The organism is Hydrogenophaga sp. (genome assembly GCF_030656115.1).
Taxonomy (GTDB): domain Bacteria; phylum Pseudomonadota; class Gammaproteobacteria; order Burkholderiales; family Burkholderiaceae_C; genus Hydrogenophaga.
On sequence record NZ_JAUSOO010000029.1, the window covers coordinates 1 to 16,014 of the forward strand.

Below are 16,014 nucleotides of genomic sequence, written 5' to 3' on the forward strand. Positions count from 1 at the left end.
GCTCATGATTTGCGCTCCACGCTTCCTTCCCACACTCGGTCGCCCTCATGCGGTTGCGCTTCGCTTCGCTCGTCTTGGTCAACTTGCGGCGGGACTTGCACCCGCAGGAGTGCGCCCATGCTGGGCGCACAAAAAAAACCCACTGCGTTTCCACAGTGGGTTTTGCTCTTGAACCTTCAACTGGCTTGCGCCAGCGTCAGATCAGAAGTTGTGCTGCAGGCCGATTTCGAAACCGGTCTTGTCCACAGTAGCTTTGCTGTTGCGTGCGTAGCTGGTGTACACATCGGTGCGCTTGCTCAGTGCGTAGCGAGCACCCAGACCCAACTGGGACACGGTCTTGACGTTGCCCACTTCCAACGTGGCATATGAAGCCTTCAGGGTGACTGCACCCATTGGAACAACCAGACCCAAGGTCATACCGTCAATGTCAGCACCGGCAACGTTCTCGCCTTTGCTGATCAGCAAGTTGGCTTTGGCCATGCCGAAATCGTACGCAGCACCGAAAGCCGAGTAGTCGGTGTTGTTGTGGTTTTTGCTGGCAGCAACGCTGGCGCTCAGAGGACCTGCGGCATAAGCCAGGCGCACAGACGTAGCGTTCTTCACACCGGCTGCTGCGGTTTCTTTGAAGGCATAAGAACCTTGTGCCATGAAACCGCCCATGGTGGGGCTAGAGTAGGAAATCACATTGGCAAGACGCGTGGGGTTCGTGCCGGCATTGGTGGACGCAGCGTTGTTGGCAACACCGTCGTAGCCGAACACGTCAGCGCCCAGCGCGGTCCAGAAGGCGGCCGAGTAGTCACGGCCAAAGTCCACTTTACCGAAACCACCGCTCAGGCCAACGATCGAACGGCCTTGCCAGAAGACAGCTGCGTTGGTTTGCGCGCCGGAATCAGGCTGAAAGCGGTGCTCCAGAATGAAGTTGGCTTTCAGACCACCACCCAGGTCTTCGGTACCACGGAAGCCCAGACGGCTGCCAGCAGCTTCATTCAAACCGGTTTCGGCTTTGGTTGCACCGCCGATGGCGTTGGAAATACCGATGTCAACCTTGCCGTACACGGTCACGGAAGATTGTGCGAAAGCAGCGCTGGTGGCAGCGACGGCGGCCAGGGCAATCAGGGTCTTTTTCATTGAGAGTTTCTCCAAGGTTGTAAAAAGAGAGGCCGTGGGTCTGCTGCCCTCGAACCAACCTCCGTTTCGGAAGCTGATGTGATTGCAACAGAATGCGACCAGCCGTACCACGCAAAGCCGTGCCGGCAAGGTTCCGTCCGGGGTAAACCCTAGCTTTTTTGTTGCAATAGAGCTACAAACCAGGCACACCACCGAGCAAACCGCACGGCGAAGGGGCTCGGCAGTGAAAGGGCGCCCCCCAGGCGGGTTGTCCACCCTCCGACTCGCCAGACGCGGCTCGCGTGGCACCATCGGTCACATGGCTTGTCGTGGGTGACGGGCCCCTGCGGTGCCTGCCTGGACAAGTCTTCTTACCAACACGATCAACGGAGCCCCCCATGCGTCTAGACCCCCTGCTGACCGCGGCCGATGCCGCACTGAGAACGCTGTTCGTGCCGGCACGCGCTTCGCGCGACTGCCCCACCCTGCCCGAACAGCCCAACGAACCGCTGAGCGATGCCGATCGCCAGTTGTCTGGCGCGCTGATGCGGGTCAACCATGTGGGTGAGGTGTGCGCGCAGGCGCTTTACACCGCACAAGCGTTGGCAGCACGCAGCCCGAGGGGAGGCAGGGCGCCCAACCCAGCGCTGGCCGCGCAGCTGGATGCAGCGGGCCGGGAAGAAACCGATCATCTGGCTTGGACCAAAGCCCGGCTGGACGAACTGGGTGCGCGGCCTTCGCTGCTGAACCCCCTGTGGTACGCCGGGGCTTTTGGGCTGGGCCTGCTGGCCGGGCGCATGGGGCCAGGGGTGAGCCTGGGCTTTGTGGTGGAAACCGAACGGCAGGTGGAAGCACACCTGGCCAGCCACATGGACCGCCTGCCGCCTGGCGATCAGGCTTCGCGCGCCATCGTGGCTCAGATGAAGGATGACGAAGCACGCCACGCGCGGGAGGCCCAGCATGCAGGTGCGGCGGAGCTGCCGATGCCGGTGCGAGGTCTGATGCGGGCCGCCGCCAAGGTCATGACGACGGTGGCGCACCGGGTGTGAACCGCGACGGCCAACCTACCGGGGCTTCAAGCCTTCGGAGGGCTCAGGCCGAGAGGACGCGGGGCAAAGCCCTGGTGTCAGGCTTCGATCAACTCAAAGCCCGTGGTGATGTCAGCGGTTTTGCCCAGCATGATGCTGGCCGAGCAGTATTTGTCGTGGCTCATGGCGATGGCGCGCTCCACCGCCGTGGCGGGAATGCCCTTGCCGGTGACGGTGAAGTGCATGTGGATTTTGGTGAACACTTTGGGGTCTACCTCGGCGCGTTCGGTGGTGAGTTTGACGCTGCAGCCACGCACGTCGTGCCGGCCGCGCTTCAAGATCAGCACCACGTCGTAGGCGGTGCAGCCGCCGGTGCCGGCGAGCACGGTTTCCATGGGACGGGGGGCCATGTTGGCACCGCCATTTTCAGGTTTGGCAGCGTCGGGCGCGCCGTCCATGGTGAGCACATGGCCGCTGCCGGTTTCGGCCACAAAGCCCATATGTGAACGGGTGCCGGCGGCGCCGGTCCAGGTGACGGTGCATTCCATGAGGAGGTCCAAGTGTGAAATAAATGGCGAACCAGGTGGCAAACTTTGGGGCAGCTCTCTAAAAGATAGCAAAAATCCCGTTGAAACACACTTGCATGTTGCATTGCAGCATGCAAGCGGTATACTGGCGCCATTGTATTTAAGGTTGTCTCCTCTACCCTCCACGGGTGGATTTAAGCCCGGACCGGTTCTGCCAGTCCGGGTTTTTTTTGTCTTTTTGGCCTCGATATGATCAGGGCTGAGGAAACACCATGCCCGCTCGACCCAAAAAACTTGCCCCTGACGCCCTTTTGGCGCCCTTGTCACCCGTCACGGCGCTGAGCCCGGCCGACTATCTGAAGAAAATTTTGACCGCCCGGGTGTACGACGTGGCGGTGGAATCGACGCTGGAGCCGGCCAAGAACCTGAGTCGGCGGCTGAACAACACGGTGCTGCTCAAGCGCGAAGACCAGCAGCCCGTGTTCAGCTTCAAGCTGCGCGGGGCTTACAACAAGATGGCGCACCTGACGCCGCAGCAGCTGAAAAAAGGCGTCATTTGTGCCTCGGCTGGCAACCACGCGCAAGGCGTGGCACTGGGCGCCAGCAAACTGGGCACGCGGGCGGTGATTGTGATGCCGACCACCACGCCGCAGGTGAAGGTGGACGCGGTGCTGGCGTTGGGCGGTGATGTGGTGCTGCACGGTGACAGCTATTCGGACGCCTACACCCACGCGGTGGCGCTGCAGAAAAAGCAGGGCCTGACCTTTGTGCACCCGTTTGACGACCCGGACGTGATTGCGGGCCAGGGCACGATTGCCATGGAAATCTTGCGCCAACTGCAAAGCCTGGGCTCGGACCACCTGGACGCGGTGTTTGTGGCCATTGGCGGGGGCGGGCTGATTTCGGGCGTGGCCAACTACATCAAGGCGGTGCGCCCGGAGATCAAGGTGATTGGGGTGCAAACCACGGATTCGGATGCAATGCTGCAGTCGGTGCGCGCGGGCGAGCGGGTGACACTGCCCGACGTGGGCCTGTTTGCCGACGGCACGGCGGTGAAGCTGGTGGGCGAAGAAACCTTTCGCATTGCCAGCGGCCTGGTGGACGACTACGTGGTGGTGGACACCGATGCGGTGTGCGCGGCCATCAAAGACATTTTTGTGGATACGCGCAGCATTGTGGAGCCCTCGGGGGCGCTGGCGGTGGCCGCCATCAAACAGTATGTGGCCGAGCACAAAACCACGGGACAAACCTATGCCGCCATTTTGTGTGGTGCCAACATGAATTTTGACCGGCTGCGCTTTGTGGCCGAGCGCGCCGAAGTGGGCGAAGAGCGCGAGGCGCTGTTGGCGGTGACGATTCCCGAAGAGCGCGGCAGTTTTCGGCGCTTTTGTGAATTGATTGGCACCCTGCCGGGCACACCCCGCAACGTGACCGAGTTCAATTACCGGGTGCACGACGCGGCCAAAGCCCACGTGTTTGTGGGCCTGACGACGCAAGGCAAGGGCGAATCGAGTGAGATTGCCAGCCACCTCGGGCAGCACGGGTTTGATGCGCTGGACCTGACGCACGATGATCTGGCGCAAGAGCATATTCGCCACATGGTGGGCGGGCATTCGCCACTGGCACACGACGAACGCCTGCTGCGTTTTGTGTTTCCGGAGCGCCCCGGTGCGCTGCTGAAGTTTTTGAGCCTGATGCGCCCGGGCTGGAACATCAGCCTGTTTCACTACCGAAACCAGGGCGCTGACTACGGCCGCATTTTGGTGGGCCTGCAGGTGCCACCCAAAGACGACAAGGCTTTTGCCAAGTTTCTCGATACGCTGGGCTATCCCTATGTAGAAGAAACGCAGAACCCGGTGTACCGCCTGTTTCTGAAAAGCTGAATCAACTCGGCGCGCCTGTCGTCTGGGGCAAAGACAGTTCTACCGTGGTCGGCCCTTGCAGCGCAGGGCCCAGACGCGCACTGCTGCGGCTGACGGACTGCAACACCAAACCACCGTCCAGCACAGCCCCCACACGGTAAGGACGGGGGGGTTGGCCGTCCACGCCGATCAAGGCCGCCCCTTGCGCGGCACCCACCGCCGCCACGCCCAACAGGACGTAACGGCTCGGCGTGGCCACAGGTACATGGGCCTCGCTGGTGGGCACCACGGCAGGCAACACGCCCAGCGCACGGGCCACCAACGCAGCGTCCACCACCGGCAAGGCCATGGGCGCAGCGGCCACCGGGGTGACCGGCGTGCGCCCCACAGCCAGCAGCACCCAGTAACCCGCGCTCAGACCTGCGGCAAGCCACAGCACGCCGGCGGCCACAGAGGGCCATGCGCGGCGCAAAGCCGACGAGCCGACCGGACCGTCGCCAGGGTAGATGGAAGGGCTTGAAACTGCCTTGTTCATATGGGGGCATTATGATGGAGAGCGATGTCCAAGCCATGGCTGCCAGCGGGCTTGTTGAGCACACACAACGCCCGAAGGCTTGTCGGACTTGAAAATCGCTGACAGCCCATGGGCCGCACGCGCCAAGTCCAACAGATGTCCTGTTCCAGAGAAACTGTGATGAACCGACCCGATACCCACGCCCCCGGCCCTTTTCGCATTCCGTCCCATGTGGGGCAAGCACTGCAGCGGGGTTTCACCCTGATCGAGCTCATGGTGGTGTTGGTCATCATCGGCGTGCTGGCGGCTTTGATCGTGCCCAACGTGCTCGACCGCGCCGACGACGCCCGCGTGACCGCGGCCAAAACCGATGTCAACAACCTGATGCAGGCGCTCAAGCTCTACCGGCTGGACAACCAACGCTACCCCACCAGCGAGCAAGGCCTGAACGCGCTGGTGACCAAACCCTCGGCCAGCCCGGTGCCGCCCAACTGGCGCCCTTACCTGGAAAAACTGCCCGCCGATCCCTGGAGCCGCCCTTACCAGTATCTGAACCCGGGTGTGCACGGCGAAGTGGACGTGCTCTCGCTGGGTGCCGATGGTCAGCCTGGCGGTGAGGGACGCGACGCCGATGTGGGCAGCTGGCAATAAACCCCGCCGCTGCCCGTGACCGACCTTGTGGGCATGCCCAAGCGGGCGCGTGGCTTCACCCTGCTGGAACTGATGGTGGTGGTGGCCGTTGTGGCGCTGGCCACCGCCGGGGCCACGCTGGCACTGCGCGACAGCAGCGCCACCCGGCTGGAGCGCGAAGGCCTGCGCCTGTCGGCCTTGCTGGAGTCGGCCCGCGCCCAGTCGCGCACCAGTGGCGTGCCGGTGGTATGGCGCCAGCGGACGGACGGCTTTGAGTTTGTGGGTGTGAAACCCAAGCGCGATGCACACAGTTCGCTGGCCGAACCCCGCACCTGGCTCGACCCCGAAACCCGCGCCCAAGTGACCCAGCCCACCGGCGCCCAGGTGCTGGTGCTTGGCCCTGAGCCACTGATTGCGGCGCAACGGCTGGTGCTGCACCAGGGCGAGCGGCAGCTGACGCTGGCTACAGATGGCATCTCGCCTTTTGCCGTGGTGCCCACGCCATGAAGCCAACGGATCAGCGCGGCTTCACGCTGGTGGAGATTCTGGTGGCGTTGGCGGTGGTGGCCATCACGCTGTCGGCCGGCTTGCAGGCCACGGGCGCACTCACCCGCGCCGCCACCCGCCAGAGCGACCAGTGGCTGGCCCAGTTGTGCGCTGAAAACGAGCTGACCCGGTTGCGGCTTTCGCGCCAGTTGCCGGGTGTGGGCGACAGCACCGCCGACTGTGAACAGGCCGGGCAGACGCTGCAGGTGCGGCTGTCGGTGCTGCCCACGCCCAACCCGAATTTTCGGCGCATCGACGCGGTGGTGACGGCACCGGTGGATGGCGCTGCCGTGCAACTGCTCACACTGTCCACGGTACTGGGGCGGTATTGATGGAACACCCCCGCAGCCCCACGGCAACTTCGCTCGGCTTCACCCTGATTGAGCTGCTGGTGGCCATCACGATCATGTCGATGCTGGCGCTGCTGAGCTGGCGCTCGCTCGACGGCATGACGCGCACCCAGACCCTGACCCAGCAGCGCGCCGATGAGCTGCTGCGCCTGCAAGCGGCGCTGGGCCAGTGGGGCGCCGATCTGGACGCGGTGGTGGAAACCGGCGAGGTGACTGCGCTGGAATTCAACGGCCAGGTGCTGCGCATGACGCGCCGTGACAGCACCGAAGCGGGCCTGCAAAGCCCCGGCGTGCGGGTGGTGGCTTGGGCGCGGCACACCGGCGCGCAGCGGTCCGACCCGGCCGCGCTCAGCACAACCGGATCCACCAACGCAGGCTCCGCGCAATGGGTGCGCTGGCAATCGCCCCCGCTGGTGCGGCGCGACGAACTGGCGCGGGCCTGGCAGCGTGCAGCCGAATGGGGCAGCGGCGCCCGGCTGGCCACCACCGACAACCCTGGCGGTGGCAATGACAGCGCGGTTGCGCTGTTTGGCATTGACCAGTGGCAATTGTTCTACCACCGGGGTGAAACCTGGAGCAACCCGCAATCGTCGGTGGGCACGGAAGCCGCTGACGGTGAAGCGGCGAACACCACGGCGGCCACCGAGCTGCCCAATGGTGTGCGGCTGGTGTTGACGCTGTCCACCGGGCAAAGCCTGTCGGGCGCGCTGGTGCGCGACTGGGTGCGCCCCACGTTGCAGGCGGGCCGGTCGTGAGGGGCATGCCACGCCAACGCGGCGCGGCGCTGCTGCTGGCCATGTTGGTGGTCACCCTGGTGGCCACGCTGGCATCGGCCGCTTTGTGGCAACAGTGGCGGGCGACCGAAGTGGAAACCGCCGAGCGCCAGCGCTTGCAGGCGGGCTGGATTCTCACCGGCGCCCTGGACTGGGCGCGCCTGATCCTGCGCGAAGACGCGCGCGGCAACCAGAACAGCGGCAACGCCGACCACCTGGGCGAACCCTGGGCCATGCCGCTGGAAGAGGCGCGCCTGTCCAGCTTTTTGGCGGCCGACCGCGAGAACAGTGCCGACGACGTGCTGGAAGCTTTTCTGTCGGGCGAGGTGATCGACATGCAGTCGCGTCTCAACTTCATGAACCTGGTGAAGCTGAGCGGCACCGGCAGCACAGCGAAAGCCGAGATCTCCGAGACCGACATGGCCGCATTCACCCGGCTCTATGAGCAGTTGGACCTGCCCCTGGCCGAGCTGAACGCGGCGGTGAACGAGCTGCGCAGCACCACCGAACTGGCCGCCAACGATCCCATGCCTTCGCGCACCGCGCTCAAGCCACGCAAGCTGGCGCACCTGGGCTGGCTGGGCATTGGTCCGGGCAGCCTGGCCGCGCTGGAGCCCCACGTGGCGGTGTTGCCCGAGCGCACCACCCTCAACATCAACACCGCCAGCCCGCAGGCCATCGTGGCCAGCACGCCCCGGCTGGACTTGGCACAAGCGCAGCGGCTGGTGGCCGAGCGCGAGCGCAATCCGTTCAAGACCCTGGCCGATGCCAGCCGCCTGCTGCCCGCACTGGAAGGCCAGTTGACGGAAACCCAGCACGGCACCCGCAGCCGCTATTTCGAGGTGCGTGGCCGCTTGCGTCTGGACGACGCAGTGGTTGAAGAACGCTCGCTGGTGGTGCGCAACAACCTGGACGTGCGGGTGAGTTGGCGCGAGCGCATCGCCGGGCGCTGAACAACGCCGTCCGCTGCAGCACCTCAACCAACCGCCTTGCAGGCTCTCTAGAATGGCACCCACCCGTTTTCCCCTCCACCAACGCCCCACCCCGTGCTGATCCTCACCCCATCCGACTTCTCCGTCGCGCCCGCCAGCGGGCCCACGGCCCTGCTCGACTGGGCAACGTCCACCGACGGCCAGCAGGTGCTGGACCACGGGCTCTGCGCCGCGTCGCTGCTGCCGCGCGACGACGATGTGGTGCTGGTGCTGCCCCCACGGGCTGTTTCGTGGCACCGCCTGGCGCTGCCCAAGGTGGCCAGCGCCAAGCTGCGGGCGGTGCTCGACGGCTTGCTGGAAGACCGCGTGCTCAGCGACACCACCGAGCTGCACTACGCCCTGGAGCCCGGGGGCAAGTCTGGGCAAACGGTGTGGGTGGCCGCCTGCCACAAGGCCTGGTTGCAAAGCTGGCTGCAGGCCTTGGAAGCAGCAGGCCGCCCGGTCTCGCGCATCGCACCTGCGGTCTGGCCGTTGCCCGCATCGGCACACACCACACCCGACAACCCCACCGCACCCAGCCTGCATTGGGCGCACGACGAAGGCGGCCAGGCCTGGCTGGCCAGCGCCAACCCCTTGGGCGTGAGCTGCACGCCCTTGCGCGACAGTGGCCCCAACAGCCTGGGCGAATCGGTTTCGGGCACCCTGTTGCCACCCAGCACCAGCACCCCCACCGAGGCCACACGCTGGCTCGCCGACCCGGCCGTGGCCTCGTTGGCCGAACGCGCGCTCGACCAACGCTTTGAACTGGTGCCCCGCCCGCAGTGGCTGCTGCAGTGCGCCCAGTCCGACTGGAACCTGGCCCAATTCGACCTGAGCCTGTCTTCGGGTGCTCGCCGTGGTCAGCGTTTCAAACAACAGCTGCGCCGCTGGCGCAGCGCGCCCGCCTGGCGGCCGGCCCGCTGGGGCCTGGCCGCGCTGGTGGCGGTGCAACTGGTGGGCCTGAATGGGGCGGCCTGGTCCGAACGCAGCAGCCTCGACGCCAAACAACAAGCCCTGCGCCAAGCGCTGCAACAAGGCTTTCCGCAGGTGTCGCTGGTCTTGGACGCGCCGCTGCAAATGCGCCGCGAACTCACCCGCCTGCAGCAAGCCAGCGGCACCCTCTCCGCTGGCGACCTGGAAACCATGCTCGGCGCGCTCGCCCAGGCCGGCCCGGGCGACCTGCCCGTGCCCACCACCCTGGGCTACACCCCGGGTGAAGGCCGCTTCAGCGGCTGGCGCGCCAGCGAAGACCAGGTGCGCACCCTGCAGCAACGTCTGGAGCAAAACGGCTGGCGAGCCCGCTTCGACGGCAAGGAACTGACGCTGCAACCCACCGAGCGCTGAACCATGGCCAAGACCCTCAACACCGCCCCCGTTGCCCGTTGGATCGCACCGCTCCAAGCCACCTTTGCCCGCCTGGCACCGCGCGAACAGCGCGCCGTCACCCTGGCGGCCTGGGTGGTGGGCCTGGGCCTGCTGTGGTGGCTGGCCGTGGCGCCAGCGCTGCAAACCCTGCGCCAAGCGCCCGAACGCCACGCCCGCCTGGACGTGCAGCTCAGCCAGATGCGCAGCATGGCCGCCACCGCCGAGAGCCTGCGGGCGCAAAACGCCGCCAAGCCGTTGAGCCGAGACGGTGCACTGCGTGCGCTGGAGCAAGCCACCACGGGTTTGGCCGGCACGGCCCAGCTCTCGGTGCTGGGCGACCGCGCCACCCTGACGCTGAAAAACACCCCGCCCGATGCGCTGGCGCAATGGCTGTCGCAGGTGCGTGTGAACGCCCGGCTGATGCCGCTGGAAGCCCAACTCAGCCGCGCCACCGAGCCCGCCGCCTGGAGCGGCACGCTGGTACTCGGCGGCCCCGGTTTGAGTGGGAACTGACGGCATGGCCAGCAACGGGCCCCAACGCGCCAGCTGGCTCGGCGCACTGACCGGCCTGGCCCTGGCGCTGCTGCTGTTTGCGCCCGCGCGCTGGCTGGCGCAGGCGCTCAACAGCGCCACCGGTGGCCAGCTGCAACTGGTCAACGCCAGCGGCACCGTGTGGCAAGGCCAGGCCGACCTGCTGCTCACCGGCGGTGCAGGCAGCCGCAGCGCGTCGGCCCTGCCCCAGGGGGTGCGCTGGCGCCTGCGCCCTCAACTGGCCTCGGGCATGCCGGCGGTGGGTTTGCACATCAACGCCCCCTGCTGCACGCCGCAACCCATCGCCCTGGTGCTGCGCCCGCACTGGGGCGGCGCGGCGTTGCACGTGGCCGCCTCCAGGAGCCAGTGGCCCGCCGACCTGCTGGTGGGCCTGGGCACGCCCTGGAACACCTTGTACCTGGAAAGCCAGTTGGCGCTGCAAACCGAAGGCCTCACGCTGCGATGGGACCAGGGCCGCGCCACCCTGCAAGGCGGGCTGGTGGTCGATGCACAAGACATGGCTTCGCGCCTGTCTCGCCTGCGCCCGCTGGGCAGCTACCGTTTTGAATTGAAGGCCGCCGCCGACGGCCACACCGCCACGCTGAACCTGAGCACCCTGCGCGGCGACCTGCTGCTGCAAGGCAGTGGCCAGTGGGTGGGTGGGCGCCTGCGCTTCCAGGGCGAGGCCCAGGCCGCTGCTGGCCGCGAAGAAGCCCTGACCAACCTGCTCAACATCATGGGCCGGCGCCAGGGGCCTCGCTCGGTATTCAACATTGGCTGACTCACCCACCCACAAGACCCTGACAACATGACCGTGCGCGTCCTGCATCACCCACACGCCCTCCTGCACGGGCAAGTTCAGCCCCAGCACGGCCGGCACAACGGCGTTCCCGATAGGATCAAGACATGAAGAAAAAAGACATTTGTGGTGGCGCAACACGCCCAGCATCGGCCCAGAATGCCCCACACGGCGCCACCTGGACCGCCGTGGCCCTGAGTGCCTGTCTGGCGTTGAGCCTGGGCTTTGCCCCCCCCAGCGTGCAGGCGCAAAGCCGCGCCAGCGAGCCGGTGGTGCTCAATTTTGTGGGCGCTGAAATCGAGGCTGTGGCCCGCACCATGGCCACCATCACCGGGCGCAACGTGGTGGTGGACCCGCGGGTGAAAGGCACCATCAACCTGGCCACCGAACGCGCCGTCACACCGTCTGCTGCGCTCAACCAGTTTGCGGCCGTGCTGCGCCTGCAAGGTTTTTCGCTGGTGGACACGGGGGGGCTCTACAAGATCGTGCCCGAGTCCGACGCCAAGCTGCAGGGCACGGTGGTCAACGCCGGCGCGGTGGGTTCGCTGCCCACCTCCAACCAGGTCGTGACGCAAATCTTCCGACTCAACCACGAATCGGCCAACAATCTGGTGCCGGTGCTGCGCCCGCTGATCGGGCCCAACAACACCATCAACGTCAACCCGGGCAACAACTCGCTGGTCATCACCGATTACGCCGACAACCTGCAGCGCATGGGCCGCATCATTGCGGCGCTGGACGTGGCCGGTGCCACCGACGTGGAAATCATCCCGCTGCAACACGCCGTGGCGGTGGACATGGTGGCCCTGGTGAACCGCCTGATTGATCCCGGCGCGGCGGGCGGGGCTGCCGGGCAGGCCGACACCTCGTACAAAACCACGCTGGTGGCCGAGCCACGCAGCAACAGCCTGGTGCTGCGCGCGGCCAACCCGGCGCGGCTGGCGTTGGTGCGCTCGCTGGTGGCGCGGCTGGATCAGCCCACCTCGCAAAGCATGAGCGGCAACATCCACGTGGTCTACCTCAAGAACGCCAACGCCGTGTCGCTGGCCGCCACGCTGCGCGCCGCCATGGCCGGTGAATCCGGCGCTTCGGGCGGGGGATCGACAACCGCCGCCACCCGCCCGGCCGCAACCGCCAACACAGGCAACACCCCCGTGGCCGCCAGCGCAGCGCCCTCCACCGGTGGCCAGATCCAGGCCGACCCGGCCACCAACGCGCTCATCATCACCGCCCCCGAACCCCAATACCGCCAGCTGCGCGCCGTGATCGACCAGCTTGACACCCGCCGCGCCCAGGTTTACGTGGAGAGCCTGATCGCCGAAGTCAACGCCGACAAGGCGGCCGAATTCGGTATCCAGTGGCAAGGCCCGATCGGCAAGGCGGGCGACGGCCTGATTGGCCTGATCGGCACCAACTTCGGCACCGGCAGCAGCAATATTTTCAACCTGGCCCAAGGCACCACCACACCGTCAGCCGGCCTGAACCTGGGCGCCGTGACCCGGGCCAACGGGGTCTATGTGCTGGGCTTTCTGGCGCGCTTTCTGCAGCAAAACGGCGAGGGCAACATCCTGTCCACCCCCAACCTGCTGACGCTGGACAACGAAGAGGCCAAGATCGTGATCGGCCAAAACGTGCCGTTCGTGACCGGTCAGTTCACCAACACGGGGGGGACCGATGGTTCGGTCAACCCGTTCCAGACCATTGAGCGCAAAGACGTGGGCCTCACGCTGCGCGTGAAGCCGCAGATCAGCGAAAACGGCACCATCAAGATGACGCTGTTCCAAGAGGTCAGCAGCGTGCAAGCCTCGTCGATCAACTCGGCCACGGGTCTGATCACCAACAAGCGCACCATCGAATCGACCGTGCTGGTGGACGACGGCGCCATTGTGGTGCTGGGGGGCCTGTTGCAAGACGAATACGCAGGCAACGAAGACAAGGTGCCCGGCCTGGGCGATGTGCCGCTGTTTGGCAACCTGTTCAAGAGCGAAAAACGTTCGCGCAAGAAAACCAACCTGATGGTGTTTTTGCGCCCCGTGGTGCTGCGCGACGCCCGCGAAACCAGCAACCTCACCCTGGACCGCTACGAGCTGATGCGCTCGATCCAGAAAGACAGCCAGCCCACCGCCAGCCGTGTGCTGGGCGTGAACGAAGCACCGGTGATGCCGCCGGAGCGGGCGCCCGCCACGCTGCTGCCCGGCGCAGCCACGCAGCAGGTGCCAGCCACGGCGGCAACGCCCCAGCAGTAAAGCCCCGGCCGTGAAGTACCCCCTGCCCTACGCCTTTGCGCGCGAACACCACTGGCTGCTGGAAGACGACGGCCAAGCCCTGACCCTGTTGGGCAGCCACTCGCCAGCGGCCGACGCCGCCGCACAAACCCGCCGTCTCTCGGCGTTGTCTGAAATTTTGCGCCGCCACGACGTGCGCGACATCCAGTGGGAAAGCGGCGACACGCTCAAGCAACGCATCAGCGCGGCCTACGCGCAGGGCGAGTCCAGCGCGGCAGCGGTGGTCAGCGAAGTGCAGAGCGATGTGGACCTGAGCCGCATGATGCAAGACCTGCCCGCCATTGAGGACCTGCTGGAAGCCGCCGACGACGCGCCCATCATCCGCATGCTCAACGCGCTGCTGACGCAGGCCGCCCGCGACGGCGCCAGCGACATCCACATCGAACCCTATGAGCGCCATTCCAGCGTGCGCTTTCGGGTGGACGGCACGCTGCGCGAGGTGGTGCAGCCCAACCGCGCCCTGCACGCCGCGCTCATCAGCCGCCTGAAGATCATGGCCGAGCTGGACATTTCAGAAAAACGCCTGCCGCAAGATGGCCGCATTTCGCTGCGCATCGGCACCCGTGCGGTGGATGTGCGCGTGTCCACCCTGCCCAGCGCCCACGGCGAGCGCGCCGTGCTGCGCCTGCTGGACAAAAGCGAAAGCAAGCTCAGCCTGGAAGCGGTGGGCATGCAGGGCGATGTGCTGGCGCGCTTTGGCCACCTCATCACCCAGCCGCACGGCATTATTTTGGTCACCGGCCCCACCGGTTCGGGCAAAACCACCACGCTGTACGCCGCGCTGCAGCGCCTGGACGCCAGTGCGCAAAACATCATGACGGTGGAAGACCCGATTGAATACGAGCTGGGCGGCGTGGGCCAAACCCAGGTCAACGCCAAGATCGACCTGACCTTTGCCAAGGCCTGGCGCGCCAGCCTGCGGCAAGACCCCGACGTGATCATGATCGGCGAAATCCGCGATTTTGAAACCGCGCAAATCGCCATCCAGGCCTCGCTCACCGGCCACCTGGTGCTGGCCACGCTGCACACCAACGACGCCGCCAGCGCCGTGACCCGCCTGGCCGACATGGGCATTGAGCCGTTTTTGCTCTCCAGCTCGCTGCTGGGTGTGATGGCGCAGCGCCTGGTGCGCAAGCTGTGCACCCACTGCCGCCGCCAAGACGAACACGGCCGCTGGCACCCGGTGGGCTGCGCCCACTGCGGCCACACCGGCTACAAAGGCCGCACCGGTATTTATGAACTGCTGGTGGTGGACGACGCGATCCGCCCGCTGGTGCACAACCGCGCCGCCGAAAGTCAGATTTTTGCCGCAGCCCAGGCCGGCGGCCTGCGCTCGATGCGCGAAGACGGCCAGCACCTGATCGACGCGGGCATCACCTCGCTGGAAGAGGTCATGAGTGTGACAAGGGATTGACACCCCGCGCCGCCTGCGGCGTCCCCCCCCAGCATCACTTCACACCCCACGCTTGTCACATGCCCGCCTACACCTTCGAAGCCCTGGACGCCCAGGGTGCCACGCAAAAGGGTCTGATCGACGCCGACACCGCCAAGGCCGCGCGCGGTCTGTTGCGTGCACGCTCGCTGGTGCCCATTGCGGTAGAGCCCGCCACCTCGGCCGGTGATGAGCAAAAAGCCCAGGGGCTCAACATCACGCTCTGGGGCGGCGGCGTGTTCAACGCCACCACGCTGGCGGTGTGGACGCGCCAGCTCGCTGGCCTGGTGGCTGCGGGCCTGCCGCTGGAACGCGCCCTGGCCGCCCTCACCGAAGAGGCCGAAGACGACAAACAGCGCAACCTCATGGCCGACCTGCGCTCCGAGGTCAACGGCGGCGCCCCGTTTGCGCGGGCGCTGGCGCGGCACCCCAAAGAGTTTGCCAACATCTACACCGCCGTCATTGCCGCGGGCGAGCAGAGCGGCCAGCTCGGCACGGTGCTGGAGCGCCTGGCCGACGACCTCGAAACCCGTGAAGCGCTGAAAAACAAACTCATCGCCGCTTCGCTCTACCCGGCCATCGTCACCGTGGTGGCCATCGTCATCGTGGTGTTTCTGGTGGCCTATGTGGTGCCACAGGTGGCCGGTGTGTTTGCGGGCAGCAAGCGCGCCCTGCCGTTTTTAACGGTGGTCATGCTCAACCTGAGCGACTTTGTGCGCAGCCACGGCTGGCTGATGCTGGGTGCGCTGGCGCTGGGCAGCGGCGCGCTCACCATGGCGCGGCGCAACGAAGGCCTGCGCATGCGCATGGACGCCGCCTGGCTGCGCCTGCCGCTGGTGGGCAAACTCGCCCGGGGTTACAACGCCGCCCGCTTTGCGGGCACGCTGGCCATGCTGGCGGCGGCGGGTGTGCCCATCTTGCGCGCCCTGCAAACCGCCGCCGAAACCCTGAGCAACCAGGCCATGCGCGCCGACGCGCTGGACGCGCTGGTGCTGGTGCGCGAGGGCGCGCCGCTGGCCTCGGCGCTGGGCAGCAAAAAACGCTTCCCACCGCTGGTGGCCATGTTTGCCCGCCTGGGCGAACAAACCGGCCAACTGCCCGCCATGCTGGGCCGTGCCGCCGACCAACTCAGCGCCGAAGTGCAGCGCCGCGCCATGCACCTCACCACCCTGCTGGAGCCGCTGCTGATCGTGGGCATGGGCCTGGTGGTGATGCTGATCGTGTTGGCGGTGCTGATGCCCATCATCCAGCTCAACCAATTGGTGGGGTGACCCCCCGCACCGCGCCTAAGGGC

Annotated in this window: 16 protein-coding genes; 13 read left to right on the forward strand and 3 right to left on the reverse strand. The window is 66.3% G+C overall.

The genetic code is table 11. The annotated features are described in order from the left end of the window. Positions 1–201: 201 nt before the first annotated feature. Complete coding sequence (locus tag Q7J58_RS03155; protein WP_304823300.1) at positions 202–1,383, reverse strand: porin; 1,182 nt, start codon at positions 1,381–1,383, stop codon at positions 202–204. A 122-nt stretch (positions 1,384–1,505) separates the two neighbouring features. On the opposite strand from Q7J58_RS03155, the gene coq7 reads away from it, so the two are divergent. Then, entirely contained in the window at positions 1,506–2,156 is a 651-nt protein-coding gene (coq7, locus tag Q7J58_RS03160) for a 2-polyprenyl-3-methyl-6-methoxy-1,4-benzoquinone monooxygenase (RefSeq protein ID WP_304823304.1), read from the forward strand. Between the two features lie 77 nt (positions 2,157–2,233). Here coq7 and Q7J58_RS03165 read toward each other — a convergent pair whose 3' ends face one another. Next, entirely contained in the window at positions 2,234–2,683 is a 450-nt protein-coding gene (locus Q7J58_RS03165; protein ID WP_304823307.1) for an OsmC family protein, read from the reverse strand. Positions 2,684–2,934: 251 nt separating this feature from the next. Between Q7J58_RS03165 and ilvA the strand changes: the two genes are divergently transcribed. Then, on the forward strand, positions 2,935–4,545 hold the full coding sequence (ilvA, locus tag Q7J58_RS03170) for a threonine ammonia-lyase, biosynthetic (RefSeq protein ID WP_304823310.1): 1,611 nt from the start codon (positions 2,935–2,937) through the stop codon (positions 4,543–4,545). A gap of 1 nt (position 4,546) precedes the next feature. Here the strand turns inward: ilvA and Q7J58_RS03175 are convergent, their stop codons facing one another. Beyond that, complete coding sequence (locus tag Q7J58_RS03175; protein WP_304823312.1) at positions 4,547–5,059, reverse strand: type II secretion system protein N; 513 nt, start codon at positions 5,057–5,059, stop codon at positions 4,547–4,549. Between the two features lie 159 nt (positions 5,060–5,218). Here Q7J58_RS03175 and gspG point away from each other — a divergent pair, with 159 nt between their 5' ends. The 11 genes from gspG to gspF all read left to right on the forward strand — a co-directional run bounded on the left by gspG (position 5,219) and on the right by gspF (position 15,991). Beyond that, entirely contained in the window at positions 5,219–5,689 is a 471-nt protein-coding gene (gspG, locus tag Q7J58_RS03180) for a type II secretion system major pseudopilin GspG (RefSeq protein ID WP_304823314.1), read from the forward strand. 15 nt (positions 5,690–5,704) lie between these two features. Then, on the forward strand, positions 5,705–6,175 hold the full coding sequence (locus Q7J58_RS03185) for a prepilin-type N-terminal cleavage/methylation domain-containing protein (protein ID WP_336623469.1): 471 nt from the start codon (positions 5,705–5,707) through the stop codon (positions 6,173–6,175). Further along, a complete protein-coding gene (gene gspI / locus Q7J58_RS03190) occupies positions 6,172–6,546 on the forward strand; it encodes a type II secretion system minor pseudopilin GspI (protein WP_304823317.1) in 375 nt (124 codons plus the stop codon). Before Q7J58_RS03185 ends, gspI begins: the two co-directional genes overlap by 4 nt. Next, positions 6,546–7,319, forward strand: a complete 774-nt coding sequence (locus Q7J58_RS03195) for a prepilin-type N-terminal cleavage/methylation domain-containing protein (RefSeq protein WP_304823319.1) — start codon at positions 6,546–6,548, stop codon at positions 7,317–7,319. Before gspI ends, Q7J58_RS03195 begins: the two co-directional genes overlap by 1 nt. A 5-nt stretch (positions 7,320–7,324) precedes the next feature. Beyond that, positions 7,325–8,290 carry a type II secretion system minor pseudopilin GspK gene (gspK, locus tag Q7J58_RS03200; protein ID WP_304823324.1) on the forward strand — a complete coding sequence of 322 codons (966 nt, stop codon included), beginning with the start codon at positions 7,325–7,327 and terminating at the stop codon, positions 8,288–8,290. 93 nt (positions 8,291–8,383) lie between these two features. Beyond that, entirely contained in the window at positions 8,384–9,652 is a 1,269-nt protein-coding gene (gene gspL / locus Q7J58_RS03205; RefSeq protein WP_304823327.1) for a type II secretion system protein GspL, read from the forward strand. A 3-nt stretch (positions 9,653–9,655) separates the two neighbouring features. Beyond that, entirely contained in the window at positions 9,656–10,186 is a 531-nt protein-coding gene (gene gspM / locus Q7J58_RS03210; RefSeq protein WP_304823330.1) for a type II secretion system protein GspM, read from the forward strand. 4 nt (positions 10,187–10,190) lie between these two features. Further along, positions 10,191–10,985, forward strand: a complete 795-nt coding sequence (gspN, locus tag Q7J58_RS03215) for a type II secretion system protein N (protein WP_304823333.1) — start codon at positions 10,191–10,193, stop codon at positions 10,983–10,985. Positions 10,986–11,110: 125 nt separating this feature from the next. Then, on the forward strand, positions 11,111–13,249 hold the full coding sequence (gene gspD / locus Q7J58_RS03220) for a type II secretion system secretin GspD (protein WP_304823336.1): 2,139 nt from the start codon (positions 11,111–11,113) through the stop codon (positions 13,247–13,249). A 10-nt stretch (positions 13,250–13,259) separates the two neighbouring features. Further along, positions 13,260–14,702, forward strand: a complete 1,443-nt coding sequence (gene gspE, locus Q7J58_RS03225; protein ID WP_304823339.1) for a type II secretion system ATPase GspE — start codon at positions 13,260–13,262, stop codon at positions 14,700–14,702. 59 nt (positions 14,703–14,761) lie between these two features. Next, positions 14,762–15,991 (forward strand): type II secretion system inner membrane protein GspF, encoded by a 1,230-nt coding sequence (gene gspF, locus Q7J58_RS03230; protein ID WP_304823341.1) that lies wholly within the window; start codon positions 14,762–14,764, stop codon positions 15,989–15,991. The last annotated feature ends 23 nt before the right edge of the window (positions 15,992–16,014 follow it).

Bases quoted from the DNA above. Each gene is read 5' to 3' on its own strand.
- coq7 (WP_304823304.1), top strand. From the start codon at position 1,506: ATGCGTCTAGACCCCCTGCTGACCGCGGCCGATGCCGCACTGAGAACG.
- Q7J58_RS03165 (WP_304823307.1), bottom strand. From the start codon at position 2,683: ATGGAATGCACCGTCACCTGGACCGGCGCCGCCGGCACCCGTTCACAT.
- ilvA (WP_304823310.1), top strand. From the start codon at position 2,935: ATGCCCGCTCGACCCAAAAAACTTGCCCCTGACGCCCTTTTGGCGCCC.
- Q7J58_RS03175 (WP_304823312.1), bottom strand. From the start codon at position 5,059: ATGAACAAGGCAGTTTCAAGCCCTTCCATCTACCCTGGCGACGGTCCG.
- gspG (WP_304823314.1), top strand. From the start codon at position 5,219: ATGAACCGACCCGATACCCACGCCCCCGGCCCTTTTCGCATTCCGTCC.
- gspI (WP_304823317.1), top strand. From the start codon at position 6,172: ATGAAGCCAACGGATCAGCGCGGCTTCACGCTGGTGGAGATTCTGGTG.
- Q7J58_RS03195 (WP_304823319.1), top strand. From the start codon at position 6,546: ATGGAACACCCCCGCAGCCCCACGGCAACTTCGCTCGGCTTCACCCTG.
- gspK (WP_304823324.1), top strand. From the start codon at position 7,325: ATGCCACGCCAACGCGGCGCGGCGCTGCTGCTGGCCATGTTGGTGGTC.
- gspM (WP_304823330.1), top strand. From the start codon at position 9,656: ATGGCCAAGACCCTCAACACCGCCCCCGTTGCCCGTTGGATCGCACCG.
- gspN (WP_304823333.1), top strand. From the start codon at position 10,191: ATGGCCAGCAACGGGCCCCAACGCGCCAGCTGGCTCGGCGCACTGACC.
- gspD (WP_304823336.1), top strand. From the start codon at position 11,111: ATGAAGAAAAAAGACATTTGTGGTGGCGCAACACGCCCAGCATCGGCC.
- gspF (WP_304823341.1), top strand. From the start codon at position 14,762: ATGCCCGCCTACACCTTCGAAGCCCTGGACGCCCAGGGTGCCACGCAA.